Origin of the sequence: Nocardia sp. NPDC050793 (assembly GCF_040654065.1) — a bacterium.
Lineage (GTDB): Bacteria > Actinomycetota > Actinomycetes > Mycobacteriales > Mycobacteriaceae > Nocardia.
Window position 1 is genome coordinate 1,016,836 of sequence record NZ_JBFAHG010000001.1, and the last position, 22,209, is coordinate 1,039,044.

23 protein-coding genes are annotated in these 22,209 nt (G+C 67.9%); 9 read left to right on the forward strand and 14 right to left on the reverse strand.

Annotated elements, in window-relative coordinates:
* Positions 1–2 precede the first annotated feature (2 nt).
* On the forward strand, positions 3–452 hold the full coding sequence (locus AB0H50_RS04700) for a MerR family transcriptional regulator (RefSeq protein WP_357446679.1): 450 nt from the start codon (positions 3–5) through the stop codon (positions 450–452).
* Here AB0H50_RS04700 and AB0H50_RS04705 read toward each other — a convergent pair.
* The gene (locus AB0H50_RS04705; protein ID WP_357446682.1) at positions 439–1,617 is read right to left on the reverse strand and encodes a cytochrome P450; all 1,179 of its coding nucleotides are present in this window, start codon (positions 1,615–1,617) and stop codon (positions 439–441) included. The two genes, AB0H50_RS04700 and AB0H50_RS04705, sit on opposite strands and share 14 nt — an antisense overlap.
* Positions 1,618–1,715: 98 nt before the next feature.
* On the opposite strand from AB0H50_RS04705, the gene AB0H50_RS04710 reads away from it, so the two are divergent.
* Positions 1,716–2,528: an SAM-dependent methyltransferase gene (locus AB0H50_RS04710; protein WP_357446685.1), complete on the forward strand. Its 813-nt coding sequence runs from the start codon at positions 1,716–1,718 to the stop codon at positions 2,526–2,528.
* 69 nt (positions 2,529–2,597) lie between these two features.
* Here AB0H50_RS04710 and AB0H50_RS04715 read toward each other — a convergent pair whose 3' ends face one another.
* On the reverse strand, positions 2,598–3,551 hold the full coding sequence (locus AB0H50_RS04715; RefSeq protein WP_357446688.1) for an ATP-dependent DNA ligase: 954 nt from the start codon (positions 3,549–3,551) through the stop codon (positions 2,598–2,600).
* 394 nt (positions 3,552–3,945) lie between these two features.
* Entirely contained in the window at positions 3,946–4,227 is a 282-nt protein-coding gene (locus AB0H50_RS04720; protein ID WP_357446691.1) for a hypothetical protein, read from the reverse strand.
* A 388-nt stretch (positions 4,228–4,615) separates the two neighbouring features.
* Between AB0H50_RS04720 and AB0H50_RS04725 the strand changes: the two genes are divergently transcribed.
* A complete protein-coding gene (locus AB0H50_RS04725; protein ID WP_357446694.1) occupies positions 4,616–6,169 on the forward strand; it encodes an AIM24 family protein in 1,554 nt (517 codons plus the stop codon).
* Between the two features lie 24 nt (positions 6,170–6,193).
* Here AB0H50_RS04725 and AB0H50_RS04730 read toward each other — a convergent pair whose 3' ends face one another.
* Entirely contained in the window at positions 6,194–6,952 is a 759-nt protein-coding gene (locus tag AB0H50_RS04730; RefSeq protein ID WP_357446697.1) for an ATP-binding protein, read from the reverse strand.
* 305 nt (positions 6,953–7,257) lie between these two features.
* Between AB0H50_RS04730 and AB0H50_RS04735 the strand changes: the two genes are divergently transcribed.
* Complete coding sequence (locus AB0H50_RS04735) at positions 7,258–7,512, forward strand: hypothetical protein (protein WP_357446700.1); 255 nt, start codon at positions 7,258–7,260, stop codon at positions 7,510–7,512.
* Positions 7,513–7,590: 78 nt separating this feature from the next.
* Positions 7,591–9,240, forward strand: coding sequence for an alkaline phosphatase D family protein (locus tag AB0H50_RS04740; RefSeq protein WP_357446703.1), 1,650 nt, complete (start codon positions 7,591–7,593; stop codon positions 9,238–9,240).
* A gap of 3 nt (positions 9,241–9,243) precedes the next feature.
* Here AB0H50_RS04740 and AB0H50_RS04745 read toward each other — a convergent pair whose 3' ends face one another.
* From AB0H50_RS04745 to AB0H50_RS04775, 7 genes are all read right to left on the reverse strand, one after another.
* Complete coding sequence (locus AB0H50_RS04745; RefSeq protein ID WP_357446706.1) at positions 9,244–9,417, reverse strand: hypothetical protein; 174 nt, start codon at positions 9,415–9,417, stop codon at positions 9,244–9,246.
* A 93-nt stretch (positions 9,418–9,510) separates the two neighbouring features.
* Positions 9,511–10,230, reverse strand: coding sequence for an anti-sigma factor (locus tag AB0H50_RS04750; RefSeq protein WP_357446710.1), 720 nt, complete (start codon positions 10,228–10,230; stop codon positions 9,511–9,513).
* Entirely contained in the window at positions 10,227–10,892 is a 666-nt protein-coding gene (gene sigK, locus AB0H50_RS04755) for an ECF RNA polymerase sigma factor SigK (protein WP_357446713.1), read from the reverse strand. Before sigK ends, AB0H50_RS04750 begins: the two co-directional genes overlap by 4 nt.
* 169 nt (positions 10,893–11,061) lie before the next feature.
* Positions 11,062–12,468 carry an amidase gene (locus AB0H50_RS04760; RefSeq protein ID WP_357446716.1) on the reverse strand — a complete coding sequence of 469 codons (1,407 nt, stop codon included), beginning with the start codon at positions 12,466–12,468 and terminating at the stop codon, positions 11,062–11,064.
* Positions 12,469–12,703: 235 nt separating this feature from the next.
* Positions 12,704–14,158 (reverse strand): hypothetical protein, encoded by a 1,455-nt coding sequence (locus AB0H50_RS04765; RefSeq protein WP_357446719.1) that lies wholly within the window; start codon positions 14,156–14,158, stop codon positions 12,704–12,706.
* Between the two features lie 77 nt (positions 14,159–14,235).
* A complete protein-coding gene (locus tag AB0H50_RS04770) occupies positions 14,236–14,862 on the reverse strand; it encodes a hypothetical protein (RefSeq protein WP_357446722.1) in 627 nt (208 codons plus the stop codon).
* A 282-nt stretch (positions 14,863–15,144) separates the two neighbouring features.
* Entirely contained in the window at positions 15,145–15,537 is a 393-nt protein-coding gene (locus tag AB0H50_RS04775; RefSeq protein WP_357446725.1) for a VOC family protein, read from the reverse strand.
* Positions 15,538–15,836: 299 nt separating this feature from the next.
* On the opposite strand from AB0H50_RS04775, the gene AB0H50_RS04780 reads away from it, so the two are divergent.
* Together AB0H50_RS04780 and AB0H50_RS04785 are read left to right on the forward strand one after the other, a co-directional pair.
* The gene (locus AB0H50_RS04780; protein ID WP_357446728.1) at positions 15,837–16,349 is read left to right on the forward strand and encodes a hypothetical protein; all 513 of its coding nucleotides are present in this window, start codon (positions 15,837–15,839) and stop codon (positions 16,347–16,349) included.
* Between the two features lies 1 nt (position 16,350).
* On the forward strand, positions 16,351–17,715 hold the full coding sequence (locus tag AB0H50_RS04785) for an MAB_1171c family putative transporter (protein ID WP_357446731.1): 1,365 nt from the start codon (positions 16,351–16,353) through the stop codon (positions 17,713–17,715).
* A gap of 159 nt (positions 17,716–17,874) precedes the next feature.
* Here the strand turns inward: AB0H50_RS04785 and AB0H50_RS04790 are convergent, their stop codons facing one another.
* The 3 genes from AB0H50_RS04790 to AB0H50_RS04800 are packed head-to-tail and all read right to left on the reverse strand — an operon-like array spanning position 17,875 to position 19,902.
* Positions 17,875–18,927, reverse strand: coding sequence for a DUF3068 domain-containing protein (locus AB0H50_RS04790; RefSeq protein WP_357446734.1), 1,053 nt, complete (start codon positions 18,925–18,927; stop codon positions 17,875–17,877).
* Positions 18,924–19,091 carry a DUF2613 family protein gene (locus AB0H50_RS04795; RefSeq protein WP_357446737.1) on the reverse strand — a complete coding sequence of 56 codons (168 nt, stop codon included), beginning with the start codon at positions 19,089–19,091 and terminating at the stop codon, positions 18,924–18,926. Before AB0H50_RS04795 ends, AB0H50_RS04790 begins: the two co-directional genes overlap by 4 nt.
* A gap of 28 nt (positions 19,092–19,119) precedes the next feature.
* A complete protein-coding gene (locus AB0H50_RS04800; RefSeq protein ID WP_357446739.1) occupies positions 19,120–19,902 on the reverse strand; it encodes a hypothetical protein in 783 nt (260 codons plus the stop codon).
* Between the two features lie 586 nt (positions 19,903–20,488).
* Here AB0H50_RS04800 and AB0H50_RS04805 point away from each other — a divergent pair.
* Together AB0H50_RS04805 and AB0H50_RS04810 are read left to right on the forward strand one after the other, a co-directional pair.
* Positions 20,489–21,358 (forward strand): SAM-dependent methyltransferase, encoded by an 870-nt coding sequence (locus tag AB0H50_RS04805; protein ID WP_357446742.1) that lies wholly within the window; start codon positions 20,489–20,491, stop codon positions 21,356–21,358.
* 86 nt (positions 21,359–21,444) lie between these two features.
* A complete protein-coding gene (locus tag AB0H50_RS04810) occupies positions 21,445–22,203 on the forward strand; it encodes an alpha/beta fold hydrolase (RefSeq protein WP_357446745.1) in 759 nt (252 codons plus the stop codon).
* Positions 22,204–22,209 lie beyond the last annotated feature (6 nt).

Genomic DNA, 22,209 nt, shown 5'->3' on the forward strand with positions numbered 1-22,209 from the left:
GCATGTCCGAATCCGCGTTGACGATCGGCGAACTGGCCGCGCGGTTCGGCCTGGCCACCCACGTGCTGCGTCACTGGGAAGACCTCGGCCTGCTCGCGCCGCGCCGCGATTCCGGAGGCCGCCGCGTCTACCGCGCCGACGACGCGGAAACGGTGGCCGTGATCCTGCTGGGCAAGCGGGTCGGGCTGTCGCTGACCGAGATCGCCCGGCTGTTCGCGAGCGCCGCGGATCGCGAAACGCGCCGCGAGTTGCTGCGCGCGCACCGCGATCAGCTGGCCGCGCGGATCGCGCGCGCCACCGCGGCGCTGGACACCATCGAGCACGCATTGGATTGCGGTGCACCGGATTTCCGCTCGTGTCCGCATTTCCGCGCGAAGGTCGACGAGGCGCTGCGGCTCGGCGTCGACGGGGTGGCGGCCCACCCCGTCGACGTTCCGCTCAGCGAGCGGTGACCGTGGTCGGCAGGCTGGCGAAACCGCGGTTGTTGGAGGAGTGGATGCGGCGCAGGTTCGCGGCGTCGATGTCGTAGTCGGCGATCGTGCCGACGATCTCCTCCAGCGCGACACGCAATTCCAGCTGGGCCAGGTTCGCACCGAGGCAGTGGTGGCGGCCGCTGCCGAAGACCAGCGCGGCGCCGGTGTCGCGATCCAGGTCGAAGGCGTCGGGGTCGGCGAAGACCTCGGGATCGCGGTTCGCCGAGCCGGTCAGCAGCAGCATGCGCGCGCCCGCCGGAATGTCGACGCCGTGCAGGGTGATCGGTTCGGTGGTGCTGCGCAGCTGGGACTGGGTGGCGGGTTCGTAGCGCATACCCTCGGCGATCCACTCGTCGATGCGTCCGCCGAACGCCTCGCGGCGCTGGTCGGGGTGCTGCCACGCGGCGTGCCAGAGGTTGCCCAGCGTCAGCATGGTGGTCTCGATCCCCGCGCCGACCAGCAGGATCAGCACCCCGACGATCTCCTCGGGCGTCAGCCGGTCGTCGCCGTCGGCGGCGTCGAGCAGGCCGGAGAGCAGGTCGTCGCGGCGGGTCCTGCCGCGTTCGATGGTGAGCTCGGTGTAGTAGCCGACCAGGGTGCCGATGGCCTGCATCGCCTCCGGGCGCAGATCGGTGGATTCCTCGTCGGTGTACATGATCTCCATGCCCAGCTTGCGGAGCATGTCGCGGTCCGCCTCCGGGACGCCGACCAGTTCGGAGATCACGTCGGTGGGGAACGGACCCGCGAAATCGGCCATCAGATCGAAACTTTCGCGTTCCAGCAGCGGCCGCCACAGCCCACGCGCGATGTCGCGCAGTCGCGGCTGCAATTCCTGCACCCGCCGATTGGTGAACGCGCGGGCGACGAGACCGCGCAGCCGGGTGTGCTTGGGCGGGTCCATGGCGACGAAGGAAAAGAAACGCTCGGCCTGCGGACCCCAGAACGCCGGCTCCATCCGCAATCCGTTGACACTCGAGTACCGATCCGAATCACGCAGTGCGGCAACGATATCGGCGTGCCGGGAAAGCGCGTAGAAATCGTCGGCCGGGTTGTGGAAGACAGGCGCCTCCGCGCGTAGCCTTGCGTAATACGGATAGGGATCGCGGTGGACGTCGAAATCGTATGGGCTGTACTGCAACTGCATGACGGAGCCTTCCGGAGGCCGTGCGAGTTCTCACCCTCGCTACCGGTTCGCAACTCGAGCTGACATGATGAGCGTAGTCGAAATGAATTGAGGGCAGGGTGGACTCGGAATCGGCAGCTGCCAGGGTGGATGTCAGCAAACCGCACCCGGCGCGCCGGTACGACTACTGGCTCGGCGGGAAGGACAACTTTCCGGCGGACCGGGATTCGGCCGACGCGGTGGCCGAGGCTTTTCCGACCGTGCGCCTCGCCGCGGTGGAGAACCGCAATTTCCTGCGCCGCGCGGTGACCTACCTGGCCGCCGAGGCGGGCATCCGGCAGTTCCTCGACATCGGCACCGGCCTGCCCACCGCGGGCAACGTGCACGAGATCGCGCAGGGCATCGCACCGGAATCGCGGATCGTGTACGTGGACAACGACCCGATCGTGCTGGTGCACGCCCGCACGCTGCTGGACAGCTCACCCGAGGGCGCGACCGCCTATCTCGACGCCGATTTGCGCGACCCGGACCGGATCCTGACCCACCCGGATCTCACCGGCACGCTCGATCCGACCGAGCCGGTCGCGCTGATGCTGGTGGCCGTCATGCACTTCATCACCGACGACGAGGCGCCCTACGGCCTGGTGCGCCAGCTCTGCGAAGCGCTGCCCTCCGGCAGCTACCTGGTGATGACCCACGCCACCAACGACCATCTCACCGACGAGGATCTCGCCGAGACCAAGCAGGCCAACAAGCGCAGTGGCGTGCCATTCCAACTGCGCTCCACCGCCGAGTTCCGGCAGTTCTTCGCCGGTTTCGACCTCATCGCGCCCGGCATCACCTCGGTGATGACCTGGCGCCCCGAAGTCTGGCGCCCCCACCCCCGCCCCGAGGCGGTCTCCATGCTCGCCGGCGTCGCCCGCATTCCCTGACCGCTCCCACACAGCGTTTCGCCGCCCCACAGCGCCACCGGCCTTGTGCGCCAGCTGTGTGGGACGAGCTCAGGAGGTGCGACGGGCTTTGGCGCGGCGTTTGCCTTCGTGCATGGCTTGGACGCGGGCGACAGGAATGGTGTGGCCTTCGGCGATCAGGTCAGCCGGAAGTTGTTGAGGGGCAGGCATTTCCTCGACCCACGGGTCGCGGTCGCCGAGGCGATCGGGGGCGGTGCGGAGTGTGAAATCGGCCGGCTTCGCGTCGGCGAGATCGGCCCAGCCGACCGGGAAGGAGACCGGAACGCCGGGGCGGATGCGCGGGCTGTAGGCCGCGACCACCGTCGCGCCGCCTGCGCGGGTGGAGTCGAGGAAGACCTTGCCCTCGCGGTCCTCGCGAATGAACGCGGTGGTGGCCAGGCCGGGGTCGAGGCGTTCGGCGCGGGCGGCGATCGCGCGGGTGGCGGCCGCGGCGTCCTCGACAGCGGTGCCCGCGGCGACCGGAACGAAGACGTGCACCCCTTTGGCGCCGCTGGTTTTCACCGCACCCGAGAGCCCGTCGGCGGCCAGCGCGGCACGGATCAGTTCGGCGGCGAGCACGGCGTGGCGGAAGGTCTGGCCGGGTGAGGGGTCGAGATCGAGGACCAAATGGGTCGGCCCGGCGGAATAGTCGGTGAGCAGCAGCGTCGGGTGGTACTCGACGGCGCGCTGATTGCCGAACCACAGCAGGGTACGCACGTCGTCGCACAGGGCGTAGGTCACCTCGCGGCGGGAGCTCTCGGCCCACAGCGTGGTCCGCGGCACCCACTCGGGGGAGTATTTGGGCAGGTTCTTCTGCATGAACGGCTCCTGCCCCGGCCGGATCCGCACCACCGACAGCGGACGGTCGCGCAGCTGGTTCACCAGACGGTCGCCGACGAAATCCAGGTAGTCGACGAGATCCCGTTTGGTCGCCTCCGCCCCGTCGAAGAGCGGCTTGTCCAGATTCGTCAGCGTGACGCCCGCGCGCACCTCTTCGCTGCCCATCGCCCCACCTTGCCCGGCGACCTCGGCGCGGTCAACCCTGCGGGCGGGCGCGACAGGCGTCGCCGAGCGGGTCGTTCGCGTCCCGCGGCACTGCCGCCGCGACGGTTGGCGTTTCGAACTCCCCCGGAAAACAGTTGTGCCGTCCGGCGGTTCGCCGGACGGCACGAAACTGGTATTGAAGGAAGCTCCACACTCACAGCGCGGAGAGCTGTTTCCTTGACGGGCAAACGGAATCAAGAGAGTTCACCCGCCGCGGCTACTCCGGCACGGCGGACGACAAGATCAATTGTGGCAAATTCACCGCAATAGCGCACACTTGCTGATTGTCAGTGGCACGAAGGAAATTCGGCCCCAAGGGGCAAGGCCGACGAAGCGGTGATCTGCCGAGACCGAATCAGGCGGCGGGCTCGGGCTGAGTCAGCTCCTTGACGCCGGTGATCGCGTCGATGATGTTGACGATCGCGGAGGTGCCGCCGTCGAGGGCCGAGCTGCCGGAGTCCAGCATGCTGGAGCCGGAGGACGAGCCGGCCGAACCGGTGAACGAACCGGTGTCGGCGGAGCCCGAGGCGGAGCCGGTGGCGGCGGAGTCGGCGGCGGAGGCCACCGCGACGGGGCCGAAGAACAGGGCGGCGGCGGAGACGGCACCGGCGGCGGCGAGGGCCTTGCGAGAGAACATGTACGAGCTTCCTTTCACGGATGGATAACGACGCCATAACGGCGCGCACCAGCAACGTTAGGAAAAAGAAACCTATAAATCCACTTCTCTCATTGTGGCGATAATCACCGTTAATAACGCGCTAACGGCGCATTGTCTCGAGGTAACACAATTTGATCTTCATTTCGGACGCCTATTTCATGATCGAATTCGGTTGATTTATCCGACCACGCCGCTATCGGCTTGCGGCGGAGCGGATCTCGCAGCGGACCTTCGATCCCGGCACGGCGCGATCCAAGCCGACGACGCGCTCGGGGCCGCCGACACGACGGCGATCCGGCGTGAGTTACCAGGCGAGGTGGCGCGTCGCGCGACGGCGCGACACACTCGAGACCATGGTTTCGATGTCATGGCGACGCGGCGCGACGGAGGGCCGGGCGTGACCGCGCTGGCCCGCGGCGAGAACCGGCCCGCACCCGGTGACCTGATGACAGTCACCGTCACCTGCACAGCGGCCGTCGACGTGTCCGCCCTGCTGCTGAACGCGGCGGGCCGGGTGCGCTCGGACGGCGATTTCGTGTTCTTCAACCAGCCGGTCGGCCCCGGCGTCACCTACCGGCACGGGCGTGGCGCGGGCGACATGGTCGACGTGCGGACCTCCGCGCTGCCCGCCGACGTGGACAAGGTCGTGGTCACCGCCAGCCTGGACGGCAGCGGCCCGCGCACCTTCGCGGGCGTCGGCTCGCTCACCGCGACCATCGGATCCGATTCCGATGCGGTCACTTTCCCGGTGACCGGGCTGAGCACCGAGGCCGCTGTGGTGTGCGTGGAGATCTATCGCCGCGGCGGAGGTTGGAAGATCCGCGCCGTCGGCCAGGGATACGACGACGGGCTCGCCGGCATCGCCAGGGCGTTCGGCGTGAACGTCGACGACCCCGGACCGGCGCAATCCGCGCCACCGCCCGCCGCGCCACCGCCGTACCCCGCAGCGCCACCGGCGTACCCGTCCGCACCGCCACCGGCGCATCCGGCACCGCCACCGGTGCACCACCCGAGCGGCGGCGCCGCGCCCGGCGGATACAACGTCCCGGCCCCTCCCGCCTACCCCGGCACCCCCCAGGCCGGGTACGGAGCGCCGTCCGCGCCGGGATATCCCGCTACCGGCCATTCGTCCGGCGCCTTTCCACCCCCGCAGATGTCGACACCCCAGCAAGGAGCGCTGCCGATGCAGAGCGATCTGTTCAACCCGAGCCACGCCGAGGTCAGCGGCGTGGGGATCCAGAAACAGGGCGGCAAGATGGTCAAGGTCGGCCTCGCGGGCGAGGTCATGGCGCGCGCCGGATCGATGGTGGCCTACCAGGGCGAATTGCAGTTCCAGGCGCTGGGCTCCGGCGGCATCGGCCGCGCCATTCAGCAACGGCTGACCGGTGAGGGCGTGCCGCTGATGAAGGTGTCCGGCCGCGGTGATCTGTTCCTCGCCAACTCCGCCGCCGATGTGCACCTCATCGATCTGGACGGCAGCGACGGGTTGACCATCAACGGCTCGAACGTGCTGGCCTTCGACTCCACGCTGCGCTACGACATCAAGATGGTCCAGGGCGCGGCCGGGTACGCCAGCAACGCGGGACTCTTCAACTGCGTGTTCACCGGGCGCGGCCGGATCGCGATCACCACCCACGGCACACCGGTGGTGCTGAACGTCGACCAGCCGACCTACGCCGACCCGCAGGCCGCGGTGGCGTGGTCGTCCAGCTTGCAGACCGGCATCAAGCGCAACGACTCTTTCGGGCTCGGCAGGCTCATCGGCCGCAGCACCGGCGAGGGCATGACGCTGGCCTTCTCCGGCCGCGGTTTCGTCATCGTGCAGCCCTCGGAGCTGCCGCCCGGCGGGATGCTCGGCGGCACCGGCGGCGGCCAGCAGGCGGGGCACAGCGGCGGTGTGCTCGGCGGCCTGTTGGGCTAGACGTCCACCGGCGACCGGACGACCTCACGACAGCAGCGGACGCCCCTGATCCACGAGCGTCGCCCACACCACCTTGCCGACCGGCCAGCGCGGCGCACACCCCCATGCCCGCGCCAGCGAGGCGACTACGTGCAAGCCGAACCGGGCCGGGTGCCCGGCGGCAGGCTCGCGCAACATCGCCTCGTGCGGATCGTCGTCGGCTACCACGATCGTGAGCAGCCCGCCATGGGATTCGAGTGACAGCCGCAGTTCGCCGAAAGCGTGCATGAGCGCGTTCTCCACCAGTTCTGTCGCCACCAGCAGCGCGTCGGTGCGCACGGGACCGACGTGCCAGCGATCGCACATGCGGGTCACGAATCGCCGGGCATTCATCGAGGAGATCGTGCTCGGCGCCAGCTCGATCGACGCCTCCTGCCGCGGAGGCGCGGTGGGCAACGAACGCAGGGCCGCCTCGACGGATTCGAAAGCAGGCACCCGGTGCCTGGACGCGACGGTGGCCGTCGGATTCGCGACTCCGTCGGCGACCAGCACGATCGGCACGTGCGGCCAGTCGCTGACCCGCACCCGCGCGGACGCGCAGGCTGTCGCCACCGCATCCTCGACCAGGTCGAGGTCGTCCACCGCCACGATCACCGCGCGCGGGCGGTCGACGGCGTAACGCACCAGATCGTCGCCGAATCGGCGACAACCGTCCCAGCCCAGGACGCCGCTGGGCCGGAGCACGGTGCAACCGGCCAGTTCGGAAGGGCGCCACAGCAGCGCGCCACGACGGAACCCGGACATTCGCTCTCCGCCCACACCGTGCCGCTCGGCGGCGCGCGGGCGGTGGCCTATCCCGCTCACGCCGTCGCCGGCTGCGCCCGCCGCATCGGGTGCGGCTGGTCGAGGCGCTCGGCGATCTCGACGAACAGGTTCCGAGTCGTGCTGGGCTGAATCATCGCGCACGCCTTTCTCGTCGTCGGTCCGTGTCACAGACGGACTACCCAGCTTCGGACCGTCGAATCGGAAGCCGCGTGTGTCACTCCGCCCCGATGAGCCTCGCTCGTCATCCGGGGTTTCCTGCCGAGTCCCCAGGGCACACGGTGGGCATGGACGACCACAACGAGAAGCGCCCCCACTCCACGGTCACCGAGGACGATGTGCGGGATCTGCTCGCCGCCGGTCCGGAAGCGTGCCTGGTCTTGCTCGCGGGGCGCGTCCAGATAGCCGAGGTCGCCGGGGACGGTCTGACCATCGCCACCCGTGACGAGGTGGCGGGCCGCACCGGAGCCGAGCCGGACAGGACCCGGCTGAGCGAGGTGGCGGCGGAACTCTCCAGCGAGATCCGGCTCCAGGGCGCCTGAGGCCGCGGCACTTCCAGCCGAGCGCGCACCGCGCGGTCGGCGGACTGGCGCCGCTCCGGATCCGATGTACCGTGACGTATGGGCCTGTCTCGTCGGCAGCTGTTGAGATTCGGCGCAGCGGGATCGGCAGCGGTCCTCGTCGGCGCGTCGGCGGCGAGCAGCGGGCGGTTCCGCACGCCGCGCTGGTCGGACGATCCGTTCACGCTAGGCGTCGCCTCGGGGGATCCGACGCCGGACGGCGTCGTCTTGTGGACCCGGCTTGCGCCGGACCCGTTCGCCCCCGACGGCCACGGCGGCATGATGAATCACCCGGTGACCGTCGACTACGAGGTCGCCGACGACGAACTCTTCCGCCGGGTGGTTGTCCGTGGCTCCGCCGTCGCGAGCCGCGACCTCGCGCACAGCGTGCACCCGGAGATCAACGGACTCGCACCGGATCGCTGGTACTACTACCGTTTCCGCGCGGGCTCGGTGATCTCGCCGGTGGGGCGCACGCGGACCGCGCCGCCGCCGGGGCTGCCGACGGCGCGCATGCGATTCGGCTTCGCCTCCTGTCAGTCGTGGAGTTCCGGCTACTACACCGCCTACGAGCACCTGGCCCGCGAAGACCTGGATCTGGTCGTGCACCTCGGCGACTACATCTACGAGCGCGCGTGGATCCAAGGCCGCCAAGGGCTTTCGACGGGTCCTGAGTTCCAGGACGAAACCGTCGACTTGCCCACCTATCGGCTGCGCTACGCGCTGTACAAGGCCGAGCAGCCGCTGCGTGACGCGCACGCCGCGTTTCCGTGGCTGGTCACCATGGACGATCACGAGGTCGACAACAACTGGGCGGCCGACTCGCCCGGCCTCGGCATCGACATCCACCTCGTCCCCGCGCTGTTTCGCCGCCGCCGCGCCGCCGCCTTCCAGGCGATGTACGAACATCAGCCGTTGCGGATCGCCCAACTGCCGCGCGGTTCCGGCATGCACCTACACCGCCGCTATCGTTTCGGCGACCTCGCGGAGATCACCATGCTCGACACCAGGCAGTATCGGACGCCGCAGGCGTGCGGCGGCAACGTCACCGCGGGCTGCGACGGTCGCTTCGATCCTGATCGTACGATTCTCGGTGCCAGGCAACGGGATTGGCTGCTGGACGGTTTCGCCGCGTCACCCGCCCGCTGGCAGATCCTGGGCAATCAGGTCGGAATGAGCCAGACCGACATCGATCCCGGGCCCGGCCTGACCGTGTCGACGGACTCGTGGGACGGGTACGTGGCGGACCGCAACACCGTGCTCGGCGCGGCCGCCGACCGCGGCGTACGCAACCTGGTGGTGATCACCGGCGACCGGCACCAGAACCACGCCGCCCGGCTGCGCCGCGATTACGCCGATCCCGAATCACCGGTGGTAGCAGCGGAATTCACCGGCACCTCGATCACCAGCGGCGGCGACGGCGCGGACATGAACGACATCGGACGACGCCTGCTCGCCGCCAATCCCGATCTCGCGTTCTTCAACGCGCAGCGCGGCTACGTCCGCGTCGAGCTGGATCACGGCATGTGGCGCAACGACTTCCGCGTGGTGCCCTACATCCGCCGCCAGGGCGCGCCGATCCTCACCCGCGCGAGCTTCGTCGTGCAGGACGGGGTGCCCGGCGTCCAGGAGGCGTGGCGGCCGCAACCTCCGGTCGAGCCCGTGCCGGAATCCGACATCAGCGCGGGACCCACCAGGGGAACCCGCTGAACCTCACCGGTGGGCGGCGTCGTACCAGCGGTGCGGTATCGACCAATCCCAGTGCTGCTCCGGGGTGTCCGCGGCGAGCCATTCGTCGTGACAGCGGGTCGAGCCGCCGACGCTCGCGCCGTACAGCAGCACTCCGCGTACCAGGTGCCGCCACAGGGTGGACATGCGCGCTCGCATCGCTACCTCCTCGGCATGGACCGAATTCGGGCCAGAATACGTGCGCGCAGCGGGCCGCGGAGGCGAATTCGGTGATCGCGCCCGCGCCGCGAATCATCCGAGGGGGAGGGTGGTGATCGGCGTCGACGTCGGCTGCGGCGAGCCGTCGGGCGGTTCGATCGTGATCGCCAGGATGTCCGTCGGCAGGAACCGGGTGACGAACGGCGCGTCCGGCGCGGGCAGTTGCGGCAGCACACCGGCCGAGCGCGGCGCACCGTCCGGCGGCACCAGCCACAGCTGATACGACTGTCCCCGCACCGGCCCCGCGACACCGTCGAAGTTGACCGTCGCCGCGCCGAGCTGCGCGGAGGTGGTCACCAGCAGCGCACCGCCGCCCTCGACCGCCGCCGTGCGCGTCCTGGTGTCGGGCTGTTCCTGCACCAGCTGGGCTGTCATCTCGAGCCCGATCGGTCCGGTGTCGCGGTCGATGAAGAACACGGTTCCGGCTCCCGCACCCAGCGCGACGATGAGCGCGGCGGCGGCCGCGAGCAACCGCCACCCAGGCCTGCGCGACCGCAGATCGGTCGGCCCGTCGATGGCGGACAGGATGGCGGTCTCCAGGCCCGCGGGCGGAGCGACGCTGTCGACCACCGTCATCGCCGCGACGGTCTCGCGGACGCCGCGCACGGTGTTCTCGAACGCGGCAGCGGTGACCGCGTCCGCCGCCCGCACCCGCTGGTCGATGGCCGCGCGCTCCTCGGCGCCGACGGCGTCCATCGCATAGGGGAAGGCCAGATCGAGCAGGTCCGGGTCGGGAGACTCGGCGTCGATCAACCGGATTCACCTCCGCTCAGGCAGGTCGCCAGTCGCCGCAATCCGTCGCGAATGCGGCTCTTGACGGTGGGCAACGGGACATCGAGCTGGTCGGCGACCTCGCGGTAGGTGCGCCCGCTGTAGTAGGCCAGCGCCAATGCCTCCCGCTGGGTGCTGGTCAGTGTGCCGAGGCACTCGAGCACCGATTCCTCGTCCAGGCGCTGGCCGACCTCCTCGGCGACGATGTCGTGGTCGCGCCCGAGGTGGCTGTGGCCGTAGACGATGTCCCGGTCGGCGGTGGACTGTTCGGTGCGGACGCGGTCGACCGCGCGCCGGTGCGTGAGCATCATCAGCCAGCCGATGGGACTGGCCCTGGTGCGGTCGTACCGTTCGGCCGTCGACCACGCCTGGAGGTACACCTCCTGGGTGATCTCCTCGGCCGCGGCCTGGCTGCGCGCGATACGCACCGCGAGGCCGAAGACGCGATGGCTCGTCGCGCGGTAGAACTCGGTGAAGGCGTCCCGGTCGCCGGATCCGACGGCGGCCAGCAGATCCGCGAGCCATCGACTGCGTTCGGCCGCCGCGCCCGCCTCTCGGGTGGAGCATTGCGGGGCGCGCGTCCCGTTTTCCGCCGGGTATCGGCGCAGCCGGATCAGGCCGCGCTTCCCCGCCTCATCGGACATTCTTCACCTTTACCCGCATAAGAGGTGCTTCGCTGCGGGTCGAACTACGGATGGGTGCGAGACGGAAACATTTCGGAGACGACGACTGCCTCCGCCTCCCCCTCGACTCCCGGGCCACCTCGGCGCTGCCGTACCCCAGAATCGGGGGCGACAGCATTCACTGACAGCTCTACTTCGACGCGGTGATCCGCGGGAAGGGGTTGTCCGCTTCGAGCAGATAGCCGATCTCCAGGAGGGTGCGCTCGTCCCCGCATGCGGCACTGCACATCACGCCTACGGGCAGCCCGTTGGCGCCCAGACCCATGGGCACCGAAATGGCGGGCGATCCAGTGACGTTGTTCATCGGCGTGTACCCGACGTAGCGACGCAATCGGTCGATGAGTTCATCGGCGGGCACCGCCGGACTCAGGTAGCCGAGCGGCGGGACGGTGTGGGTGGTCACCGGCGAGAGCACGATGTCGTAGCGGGTGAAGACATCGTCGTAGATCCGCTTCGCCCGGCGCAGCCGGTACAGCGCGGCCGCGCTGCCGACGAAACGTTCGCGGTGGTAGCGCGCCAGTCCCTTGGTCAGATCGTCGAGGGCGGCACGATCGAACGAGCGGCCGTGCGCAAGCTTGCCGGTCAGTGCCGCTATGTGCGCCAGCAGCGCCCAGTACAGCAGGAAATCGTCGGCGTACCGCCTGGCGAACGGCACGCCCATCGCTTCGACACGATGCCCCGCTTTCTCCAGCGACAGCGCCGCCCGCTCGACGGCCATGCGACTCTCGACGTCCGGCTCGTCACCGGTCCCCGACCCGAGCAGCAGGCCGGTGCGCAGTTGCCGGTCGTCCGGCCCCTCGACCAGCCCGACCGGAGCCAGCCGAGGGTTGCGCCAATAGTGTTCGGCCGCAGCCGTATACGCCGCGGTGTCGCGTACCGTCCGGGTGAGCACGCCCTCGGAGACGAGCCTGATCGGAAGCTGACGGGCTTGGGCATTGTCCAGATGCCGGGACCGGCTCGGCTTCAGCGCGACCAGTCCCGCGCACGCGGCGGGAATACGCAATGATCCACCGCCGTCGTTTCCGTGCGCCACCGGCACCACGCCCGCGGCGACCAACGCGGCGGCGCCGCCGGAGGATCCGCCCACCGAGTAGTCCGGATTCCACGGATTGACCGTCGGCTCCGCGGCCTGGAATTCGGTGGTCGGGTTGAGCCCGAACTCCGGCATCCGCGTCTTGCCGATCAGCGTCACCCCGGTACTCAGGAACTGCCGCGTATACGCGTCGTCGCGCGCGGCGATCCGAGGGAGGAACGCGACGCTCCCGTGGCAGGTCGGCATCCCGGCCACATCCGCGTTGTCCTTCATCAGCGTCGGCACCCCGTACCACACGCCCGAACGGTTCCGCGCGTAACGCGGCGGGTCGAAGCATTCGTGCTGGATGGCGTGCAGCGCCGGTTCCACCCGCTCGGCGCGCACGATCGCCGCCCGGGCCAGTTCCTCCGGGCTCACCTCGCCGGACCGAATCGCCGCCGCCAACCCGACGGCATCGTGGTCGGCGAGGGCGTCGTCGGTAAACGCATGCACACGGTCAGCCATAACAGCGCTCACAAAGGTGGTCTGGGTTCACCGGACCTTAGGTAGACGACTGTCCAGTTTTGCGTGATGTTACGCCCACGGCACAGGTCGCGAGGTACTTCTGCGGCATTCTTGACGGTGACCGCGGCGGTGATACCCGGCCGCGGGACGCCCGCCGGCGGCGAGCCACCGTCCGGGCGGAAGTGGATGGACGTCCCCGTCGTGTCGTCCGGACCTACGAAACCGTTCGGCCCGATCAAGATCGGTTCAAGGTCAGATCGAACGCGGTGATGTGGAACCCGGTGTCGGTGACGGCGACAGAGGTATCCGTGTAGCGGTTCCCGCCCAGGATGTTTCGCACGAAGTCGCGCGCGGCGGCGGGCTGCGCGTCCAGGGTCACGAGCAGATCCGGAGACAGTTCGATGGTCCCGTCGAAATGCCTTGGCTGACCGCTGATCCCCGGCCGCTGCGGCGTCTGGCGCAGTCCGTCGACGGTGTGCAGTGTCAGGTCCAGAGCACTGCCGTCGCCGAACTCGATCCGCAGCGGAGTCGGGGTCACCGCCACATCGAAGGCGCGCACCTGCACACTCCACCCGCGCGGCGAGACACCCTTGTAGTCGTAGGGCGACGGGGCCGCCAGCGTGTCCGCCGAACGGTCCGTCGGCGAGTTCGCCAGCGCGGTCCCGACGAGGGGCTGATCGGTGGCAACGAACGTCCACGACTCGTCGGTGAGTCGCTTTGTCCAGAAACCGTTTCGACCACCGTCGCTGCCTTCGACCCGCAGTTCCCGCGCGAACGAGCCGGGACCGGTCTTGTGGACGGAGATGCGGTCGGTGAGCTCACCCGGCACCTTCGGCTGTCGCACCCAGTCCGGCGCGGGCAGCTGGATGGCGGCGTAGCGGCCGTCCACCCGTTCGGCGAGCATGTCGGGAGCCTCTGGCAGTCCGCGCTGATCCTCGTAGGAGTAGCGGAAGAACACCTTGTCGGCGCCCGAGATGTCGAAATCGTAGAGGCGCGTGTAGAAGTCGCCGAAACGGTTGACCACGAGGGAGGTCGACGCGCTCGTCGACAGCGCGACCGCCTGGAACCGGCCGCCGTGCGGGGTGGCCATCTCGTAGCTGTGATCCACCGGCAGCCACGGATCGATGTACTGGATGCGCCGTCCGTTGTGAGTGAGCGCGAACACGTGCGACACCTTCGCCCCGCCGACCGGGTGATCATTGCCCGCCATGTCCCGCCACACGTGGTCCTCGTTGGGCGAGAGCACCGACCAGGTCCAGGCCAGCGTGCCCGGGGGAAGAGTGTTTCCCGGGCCGGTCCACAAGGGGGTTCCGTAGCGGCTGCTCCAGTTCCAGTCCCGGGGCGCGCTGAGCGCGTGGTCCATGGTGAAGAACCGGCCGTCGCGGTCGATCGCCAGCACTTCGTCGTCGTCGGCGGAGACACCGGCGACCCGGCCCGCCAAACAGACCGGAAGTTCGACAGTGCGCCAACCACCCTGGGCGGCAGCCTCTTTCACGTAGAAGTTGCCGTCACGGGTGGCGAATGTCCAACGCCGGTTGAACGACTCCGCGGTGGTGCGGAACCAGACCTGCTCGGGCAGGTCGACGGCGGCCGGGGCCAATGCCTCGAGCCCGGCGTTGGATTCGTCGACCGCCACTTCCGGGGTCCCGACCGTGCCCAGCGGCACGCAACCGGGGTCCGCCACAGTCACGGAATGTGTTGTCATACCGGCGAATACCAACCCCGTCACGGCGATGACGGCGGTGCGCTCGATGGCGCGCCGGGACATCACAGCCACTCCGCAGCGCCGAAAGCGACGAGGGCGATGGCATCGATACCGAAGATCGCGCCGACGACAAGGGCTTTGGACCGCACGGACGGCAGGTCGTGCACGTAGAAGCACGCCGCGAAGAACGGCACGTAGCCGATCAGCCAGATGAGGAACGGGAAACTCGGTTGCCACCAAGACCATTCCCAGGTGAGCACACCGGCCTTGTTGAGAAGCACCTCGATGCCCACCGCCGCCGCCGAGTTGGCCGCGACGAGAACCAGCCGGTTGGGCAAGCCGAAGATCCTGGTTTCCCGGGGCGGAAGCATCTTCGCCGCCGCGATCCCCATGATCGCGAACATGAAGCAGATCTCGATATTGAGACCGATGAGGATCTGATAGGCGGTCGGCCCGGCCGCGCCCCACACGGGTGCCCGGTCGGAGAAATGGAAGACCAGCGCGTTCCAGATCTCGTTGAACCAGTCCATGCCCCACAACGCCAGCCCGGCGAACAGCACATCCCAGTTCCGCCGCTCGACTTCCACGGCATAGACGTAGATGACGAGCAGCAGGAGCGGGATGACATACCACTTGAACTCACTCGCATCACGAAGACTCTCGAGCGCCGCCCGGCTGGTGTCGGTCACCGACACACCTCCCTGCTCACGATCATCGAACCGGGCGAGTATGTTACAAATCAACACTCAACGTCAACATGTAATCGCGGTTGGCGAGACCGAGCGCAACTTGGGGCAGCCGACAATGTGCTGGTCCATACCTCGATCCGTGGACAATTTCGTCGCCGCTTCATGCCCAATCTCCGCTTCCACCAGACTGTTCGGCGGCTGCGACATCGGCCATCCCGACTCCGATCGGGATGGCCGATGGGCCGATAGGCCGCACTCGGTGGAGGTCGCCGCAGGCTACGGTCACTCGCCTTTCGTGCGCGCCAAGGCGGATTCGGAGGATCTGGCGACGTCCATGTCGATCTCCTGGATCTGGATCGTCACGCCGTCCGGATCGACGACCCGGAGGCTGCGGCCGAAGTCCTCGTCGAAGATCTCGTAGTCGTACCCCCGCTCGCGCAACCGGCTCGCGACCACCTCGAGCTTTTCGTCGGTCGCGAACCCCAATTCGACCGAGCCGGCCGGGCGCCCCTTCGACACCGAGAAGTCGTGCAACCCGACCGCCCCGGCGTCGGCCGAAAGCTGCGCCCACACATTGACACTCGCGTCCTCATCGAACTCGAGCCCCAGACCGGCGTAGAACTCGCGGCACGCTTGCACATCCGACACGTACCTGATCGGCAGAACAGTCAGCATCTTTCACTCCTTCTCCGGAACGGACGGACCAACTATGAGGCGGCACCCGCGCGCCACGCCCTCTTCCGCCGGATGAACGCCGGAATCCGACTCCTACACGACCGACGCGCCGGAATCCGACATGCGACAGCCCCATCCGATCCCGGACGGACCCCGGCTCGGTTGCCTGCCGCACGCGCTCGTGCACCTTGCAGGTGTCCGACATTGCCCGCGAATAGACTGTTCAACAACCTGCTCCGCAGGCGATTACGCTCACCACGACATCGGCACAGGTCACGCGATCAACGAGGGAAAAGGTAATGGAGGATCTCACCGCGCGATTCGAGGAGCTGAGTCGCCTGGTACCGATCCCCCACCCATGGGACACAACGGAATACATCGCGCGGGTGGCGGAGTACCGAGGACGGCCGATCACGTTGTGCCCGATCGACGTCGGCGCCCTCTTGGGCAACGGATGCGGCACCGGTAGTGGCCTGTGGATTGCCCGGGAAGCCGACGATGTGATCATGTACGGCGCCGACACCGAATGGCATGCCGATCACATCATCGCCCACGAGATCGGTCACATGCTGCTCGGCCATGGAGTGACTCCGAGCGATCCCGGTGGCGCCGCGGCTGATCTGCCGTTGCGCGAATTGATGCCCTCGCTGTCGCTGGAATCCATCCGCAGCGTACTGCGCCGCCAAGACTACGGCAGTGAGCACGAGCGCGCCGCCGAAACCTTCGCCGACCTGCTGCTGGTCGAAGCGATGCTGCCGAAGCGGCCGGCGAGCCGGTTCCGCTCGACGTTCTTCCGAAGCCGGCATCGATGAGATGACCTCCCCGATACCTGATCTGATCATTTGGCCCGCCCTGACAGGTCTCGCGTTGGTGCTCGCCGGTCGGTGGTGGCTGTTGCGGGACAGCCTCGTCGACAGGCTCATCAACCGCGCGCTCGCCACCGCTCTCGCCGAACACCTGTTGCGGGAGGCATGGTTCCAGCAGTCACTGGCCTGGCTGCTGCCCGGCGACGACAGTGACGTGATGAACATCGCCGGACAGCTCTCGCTGGGAGCAGTCCTGTTGACCATCTCGAATATCTATGGCATCGCCAAGTTGTGGGAAGGCGCCGATCCCGCCCACACCTGGCGCAGGCAGTGGCGCTATAACCTCGTCGCGATCACCGCCACCGCCGTCATCCTGATCGCGGGGACGCCTGCCCGCCGCGCCGACCAGTTGATCAACCAAGCCCTTGGCTGGCCGGCTGTCGTGGTCTGGGTCGCGTTTTCCCTACCGCTCGGCGCTACGGCCCTGCTCGTCGGCCGGGTAAGTGTGCGCGAGATGCGCGCCGCAGGCGACACCACCTGGCAGGAACGTGCACTGTGCACGGTGGTCCTGTGCATCGCGGTGGCCCTCGGGGTCTTTGCGGTCGTAACCCCCATCGAGACCATCAGTAATGTCATGACAGGCCAACCGTCACCCGATCCCGAAATGCACTGGAACATGTGGGCCGGCTTCTTCATCTCGGCCGTCAGCACTCCCAGCACGGTCGCGGTGCCGCTGATCAGCACCCTGCTCACCCACATCGGATCGGACCGCACCGGCCGATACTGCCGCCGCCTGCGGCCGATGTGGGCCGATCTCACGGCAGCCGTGCCCGAAGTCGTCCTGGAGACGCGGCACGACCACAACGGCCGAACAGATCCGGCCATCCGTCTGCACCGCATGACGGTCGAGATCCGTGACTGCCTGCTGCATCTCAAGCGCTACAGCGACAGCCCCGACGATCTGGCCGCCACCGGCGGTGACCCACATATCTATACCCGTCGCATCGCCGAGGCCATTGCCGCCAAAGCTGCCGGGCACCCCCCGAGCACGAGCCGGTTCACGCCAAGGCACCAAGTCCGACCGGGCGCACGGGATCTCACCGCGGAGTTGCGCCAGCTACTCGCACTCGCCAAGGCATGGCCGCACGCCCGTGGCCTGACCACCACCATCGACAATGGTCCCCAGCCGACTCGGCTGCTGGCTGGATGCGCAGATCGAGCGGATCGATCCCCCACTCGCCCGGTCGCCGCACTCCGGCGATTCGGCGGTGCACGAGCGCTGTCGAATCCCAAGGTTCGGCCTGCCAGTTCACTCGATCCGATGGGCTCCCCAGGAATGATCGAGCGCACTGGATCGACTACGTCGGCGTGACAACGGAGCCGGGCATCATGTATGCGGGATGAGCGCCTTCCTGCGCAGCGCAGGAGCCTGACCGCCAGCCTGTCGGCCGTTCGGAACGGGAAACACCTCGGCCTCCCGGTGCGGGACACGGGAGGCCGAGGTGGTGGAGCTGTGTGGTTACAGGTTTCGCTAGAACCTTCCGGTTGGGCGGCCGACCGGGCCGCCGCGGGATGCGCCCCTGCGGACACCGAGGACGATGCCGGCGATGAGCGCGATCACGCCCAGGATCGCCAGGGCGATGGGGAGGGTTCGGCCGAAGAGGGTGAGTCTGTCGAGACTTTCCTGGGTGACGGCCAGCTGGGAGTCGATGGTCTTTTCGTCGAAGACGATGTGGGACTTGAGCGCGGTGACGTCGACCTGGTTCGCGCTGCGACCGTAGAACAGATGAATCTGCTCGCCGCCCTTGAGGACCGCGCCGGTCTTCGGCTCGACCCACACGTCGCGGGTGTTGGTGTAGAAGCGGGTCATCGTGACCGGCTCCTCGCCCTCGAGGCCCCACTTGGCGGCGGGGAGGGTGAGCTTGTTGGTCGGCGCCTGCACGACGTCCCACATGTTCGTGACCGGGATGGTCTGGCGGAAATGATAGACCGGCACGCCGTTGATCTCGGACTCCTCGACGTACTCGATGTCGTAGGTGGCGCGGGCGTTGAGATCGAAGTAGGGGTAGGACTTCTTCTCGGTGCCGATCGGGAAGCGGTACTGCAGACCGGCGCGCTGCGACGGGTCGGCCACCGACGCGCCCGTCCTGTCGACGGAGACGGCGATGGAACCGTTGGGGGACACCGGAATCGGTTCGCCCGTCTTGCGGTCGATGGTGACGCGGTCGATCGAGGCGGTCAGCAGACCGGTGTCGCCCTCGCGGTCGTCACGACGCAGCGTCTGGCCCGCCTGCACCGTCATCTGGTCGGCGTCGGAAGGCTCTTCGACGGTGAGGAAGCGCTGCGAGACGATCGGCACATTGGTGTCGACCTTGGCCGAGCCCTCCGGCGAGGTGAGCGACTTCGAGTCCAGCACAAGGCTTTCCTCGCCGGGGACGCTCTTGGCGACCGTGGTGATCCGCAAGTCGAGCGGCGTCTTGGCCACCTTGCCGACGGTGTAGCTGGGAATCATGACCGCTGCCACGAGCAGCAGCGCGCCGAGGCCGACGAGGAAGCAGGCGATGGTCCTGCGCCCGTTGCTCATCGGCTGCCGTACGGTGTGTTGGCCAGCGACGAACCCGGGTCAGCGGTCGTCTCGGGCGACGGGATCGAATTCTGTTGCGCGCCAATGGTGATGCCTAGCACGGCGATCACCCCTAGGGTCGCGCCGGCCAGCCCGCTGACCAAGCCGGGAGCGGCGAATTTCATAGAACTAACTCCAATGCGTTGCGTCGGCTCAGGCGACGGTGAAGAACCCGAGGGTCGGCGCGAAGGTGCAGGTACGAGCGCCGGAATCGGCGGTCGTCGTGGTGAGCGAGCCGGAGATGACCGCGGCGACGCGCCCCGAGCCGGTGTCGGCCATGGCCGACAGCGTGGCGGGACCGTCGGCGTTGAGCGCCGACTCGTTGGTGAGCGGCTGGACACCCGAACGACGGTTGTCGAGGTTGACCCACTGCACGGTCAGCGGCGGATTTTGCACGGCCGCAGGGGATTTGGTGCCCAGCGCGGTGAAGACGAAGCCGGTCTGGCCCGCCGTGGGTCCCGGCGGCGGCAGTTCGGCCGGGCCGGGGACGGCCAGCGCGGTGCCGACGGAATCGGAGGTCGGGCCGATGCAGCCCTTGCCGATGGTCGGGTAGAGGAACTGGGCGATCCGCGGACCGTCCGACGGCGGGAGCTCGGGGCCACCGCCACCGCTGCCGTCGAGGAACGTGATGACCCGCTCCAGGGTCGACTTGACCTGCGCGGGGATGCCGGGCGTTGCGAGCAGGACCCGTGCCTGGGCAAGGATCGCGGCTTGTCCACCATCGGCGATGGGGCCGGGGGCGGAGATGGCGCCGACGATCGTCGGCGCCAGCGCGGCCAGCGTCTCGGACGGGACGTTCTCCGGGATCGCCGGAACGGCCTGCTGTGCCGGGGCAGGCCGTGGCGCGGCCATGGCCGGCGTCGGCGCGACGAGTGCGGCACTCGCCGCTAATACGAGAGCAGACAGAGCGGTCCGCGATCCTCGGGTGGGCAGCATTGGTCAGCCGTCCTTCTTTCTGTGGGATAGGTGGAGCAACCCAGAAAGGACGCCCTTCCCGCCGCTGCTCGAGCCCCAGCGCATCATGATGAAACAGCATCCGACCCGTCCGGAGCCAGCGATTCGTGCGATCCAGAAAGTTATCGGCAATACTTTGTGAATCGTCACAGTCGCTTCCGATCTACTGACGGGTACGAACGGGCAGTGGTCGCGATCGGCCTCGACAACCCCGAACCCCGCGGAAAACCCCCAGATCAACCGGCATCGCCGACCCCGCCCGATCAAGCCGGAACCACACTGGGAACGTTCACAACGCCACGGTCGGCCGTACCAGCGATTCGATGGGCCGCCGAGACCTCCTCCCATCGCGCCACTCCGCCGAGGCGTTCGGAGTCGTGACCGGAGTCGCACCAGTCCACCCCCTTGGCTCCGGCGGAAGCTGTGCCATGAACTCGGGGCCATAGTCGAATCCGAAACCTTCCGGATTCGTCGGCCCGCGGCGCTTCCGGGAGTTGCGCACCGCTGCCAGTACTTCCGGCAATCCGAGCATTGAGCATCGTTTCGTTCGCTGTGCAAGACTGCACTGGTGGCCGAAACCGCTGAACTAGTTACGAACGTTTCCGACACCGCGCGCTGGGTGGCGGCCTTCCGCGCCGCCGAATCCGCCCGCCCCGATGCCCTTTTCCGCGATCCACTCGCCGCCCGGGTCGCAGGGGAGCGGGGCCGCGCTATTGCAGGCCGCACTCCGCTCTTGATGCACAACGGCTGGAATCTGGTCACCCGCACCAAACTCATCGACGACCTGATCATGAAGACCATCGAGCAGGGCTGCGATCGGGTGCTCAATATGGCCGCGGGTATGGATACCCGCCCCTACCGGCTGGATCTGCCCTCCGAATTCCCTTGGATCGAGGCCGATCTGCCCGTACTGGTCGAGGAGAAGAACGAGTTGCTCGCCGGGGAGTCGCCGCGCTGCGCGCTCACTCGCACGGCGGTGGATCTCGCCGATCCCGCGGCGCGGCAGCAGTTTCTGGACGAGGCCCTCGCGGGTGCGCAGCGGGCGCTGGTGCTCACCGAGGGTCTGATCTACTACCTCGCCGACGACGAGGTCATCGGCTTGGCCGCCGCGCTGGCTCGTCCTGAAATCGCTTGGTGGGCATTGGATGTCAATAACCAGGCGATTTTCAAACGGATGAGCAAAGCCACCACCGAACTGCTGGCCAACGCCCCATGGCAGTTCGGTCCGGTCGATCCGCTGCGCTTTTTCGCGGATCTCGACTGGACCGCCGACGAGGTGGAAGCTCTGACCTCGGCAGCGCACCGTTTCCACCGGCTGCCCTGGTTCATGAAACCGATGACACTCTTCCCGCAGCCGGATCCCCGCAAGCCGATCCAAAAGGCCTGGAAGCCTTGGAGTTCGGTGGTTCGGCTCAGGTACACACCACCGAGCCGTTAGCTCGCGAAACCCAGGTCATCGAGCGCACCACCGCAAGCACCCGGCGGTGGTGCGTATCCGTGCCGTAACGAAAGGCTTACCGCCCTATGGGTAATAGCTGGCTACGTCGCCTGTCCCCCTCCCCCGGGAGCGGATCACACAAATTGTTCTGCTTTCCGCACGCGGGCGGCTCCGCCATATCTTTCGGACCACTGGCCAAGTGCATGGGATCGGAATACGACGTAATCGCCGTCCAATATCCGGGCCGGCAAGACAGACGACACGAACCGCTCGTGGACAGCATCGCGGACCTCGTCGACGGCCTGCTTCCCGAGCTGAGAGAAGCGGTCGAGGATGCCGAGACCTTCTCCATATTCGGCCACAGCATGGGATCTGTCGTAGCCTTCGAGGCATGCAGGCGGCTCGAGCACGAAGTGGGAGCGAGCGCGAGGGTCCTGTTCGCCTCCGGTCGGCGCGCGCCTTCGGCGGCGCCACCCGAACTGCGCATCCATCTGCTGAGCGATCGAGAACTCTGTGAGCACCTACTGCAGTTCGGCGGTACACCGGCGGCGCTGCTCGAGGATCCTGAATTTCGAGAGCTGATCCTGTCTATCGTCAGGAACGACTACCGAGCCATCGAGACGTACGAGTGCGGCACGGACGCGATGGTCAGCAGCCCCATCGTCGCGATGGTCGGTGACCGTGACCCCGATGCCAGTTTCGCGGAAGTCGAGGTATGGGGCTCGCACACCTCTGGAAGCTTCTTCGCGAAATCCTTTCCAGGCGGTCATTTCTTCATCGATTCGAACTGCCGCCCGATTGCACAGCTGATCAGCGATCATTGCGCTCGAGCGCTGTCGAGCTAGCGCGGA

Coding starts and splice junctions, on each gene's coding strand:
- AB0H50_RS04800 (WP_357446739.1), bottom strand. CDS start 19,902: ATGCTGCCCACCCGAGGATCGCGGACCGCTCTGTCTGCTCTCGTATTA.
- AB0H50_RS04730 (WP_357446697.1), bottom strand. CDS start 6,952: ATGTCCGGGTTCCGTCGTGGCGCGCTGCTGTGGCGCCCTTCCGAACTG.
- AB0H50_RS04795 (WP_357446737.1), bottom strand. CDS start 19,091: ATGAAATTCGCCGCTCCCGGCTTGGTCAGCGGGCTGGCCGGCGCGACC.
- AB0H50_RS04715 (WP_357446688.1), bottom strand. CDS start 3,551: ATGGGCAGCGAAGAGGTGCGCGCGGGCGTCACGCTGACGAATCTGGAC.
- AB0H50_RS04705 (WP_357446682.1), bottom strand. CDS start 1,617: ATGCAGTTGCAGTACAGCCCATACGATTTCGACGTCCACCGCGATCCC.
- AB0H50_RS04735 (WP_357446700.1), top strand. CDS start 7,258: ATGGACGACCACAACGAGAAGCGCCCCCACTCCACGGTCACCGAGGAC.
- AB0H50_RS04780 (WP_357446728.1), top strand. CDS start 15,837: ATGGAGGATCTCACCGCGCGATTCGAGGAGCTGAGTCGCCTGGTACCG.
- AB0H50_RS04810 (WP_357446745.1), top strand. CDS start 21,445: ATGGGTAATAGCTGGCTACGTCGCCTGTCCCCCTCCCCCGGGAGCGGA.
- sigK (WP_357446713.1), bottom strand. CDS start 10,892: ATGTCCGATGAGGCGGGGAAGCGCGGCCTGATCCGGCTGCGCCGATAC.
- AB0H50_RS04790 (WP_357446734.1), bottom strand. CDS start 18,927: ATGAGCAACGGGCGCAGGACCATCGCCTGCTTCCTCGTCGGCCTCGGC.
- AB0H50_RS04745 (WP_357446706.1), bottom strand. CDS start 9,417: ATGCGAGCGCGCATGTCCACCCTGTGGCGGCACCTGGTACGCGGAGTG.
- AB0H50_RS04775 (WP_357446725.1), bottom strand. CDS start 15,537: ATGCTGACTGTTCTGCCGATCAGGTACGTGTCGGATGTGCAAGCGTGC.
- AB0H50_RS04720 (WP_357446691.1), bottom strand. CDS start 4,227: ATGTTCTCTCGCAAGGCCCTCGCCGCCGCCGGTGCCGTCTCCGCCGCC.
- AB0H50_RS04725 (WP_357446694.1), top strand. CDS start 4,616: ATGGCGACGCGGCGCGACGGAGGGCCGGGCGTGACCGCGCTGGCCCGC.
- AB0H50_RS04740 (WP_357446703.1), top strand. CDS start 7,591: ATGGGCCTGTCTCGTCGGCAGCTGTTGAGATTCGGCGCAGCGGGATCG.
- AB0H50_RS04785 (WP_357446731.1), top strand. CDS start 16,351: ATGACCTCCCCGATACCTGATCTGATCATTTGGCCCGCCCTGACAGGT.
- AB0H50_RS04760 (WP_357446716.1), bottom strand. CDS start 12,468: ATGGCTGACCGTGTGCATGCGTTTACCGACGACGCCCTCGCCGACCAC.
- AB0H50_RS04700 (WP_357446679.1), top strand. CDS start 3: ATGTCCGAATCCGCGTTGACGATCGGCGAACTGGCCGCGCGGTTCGGC.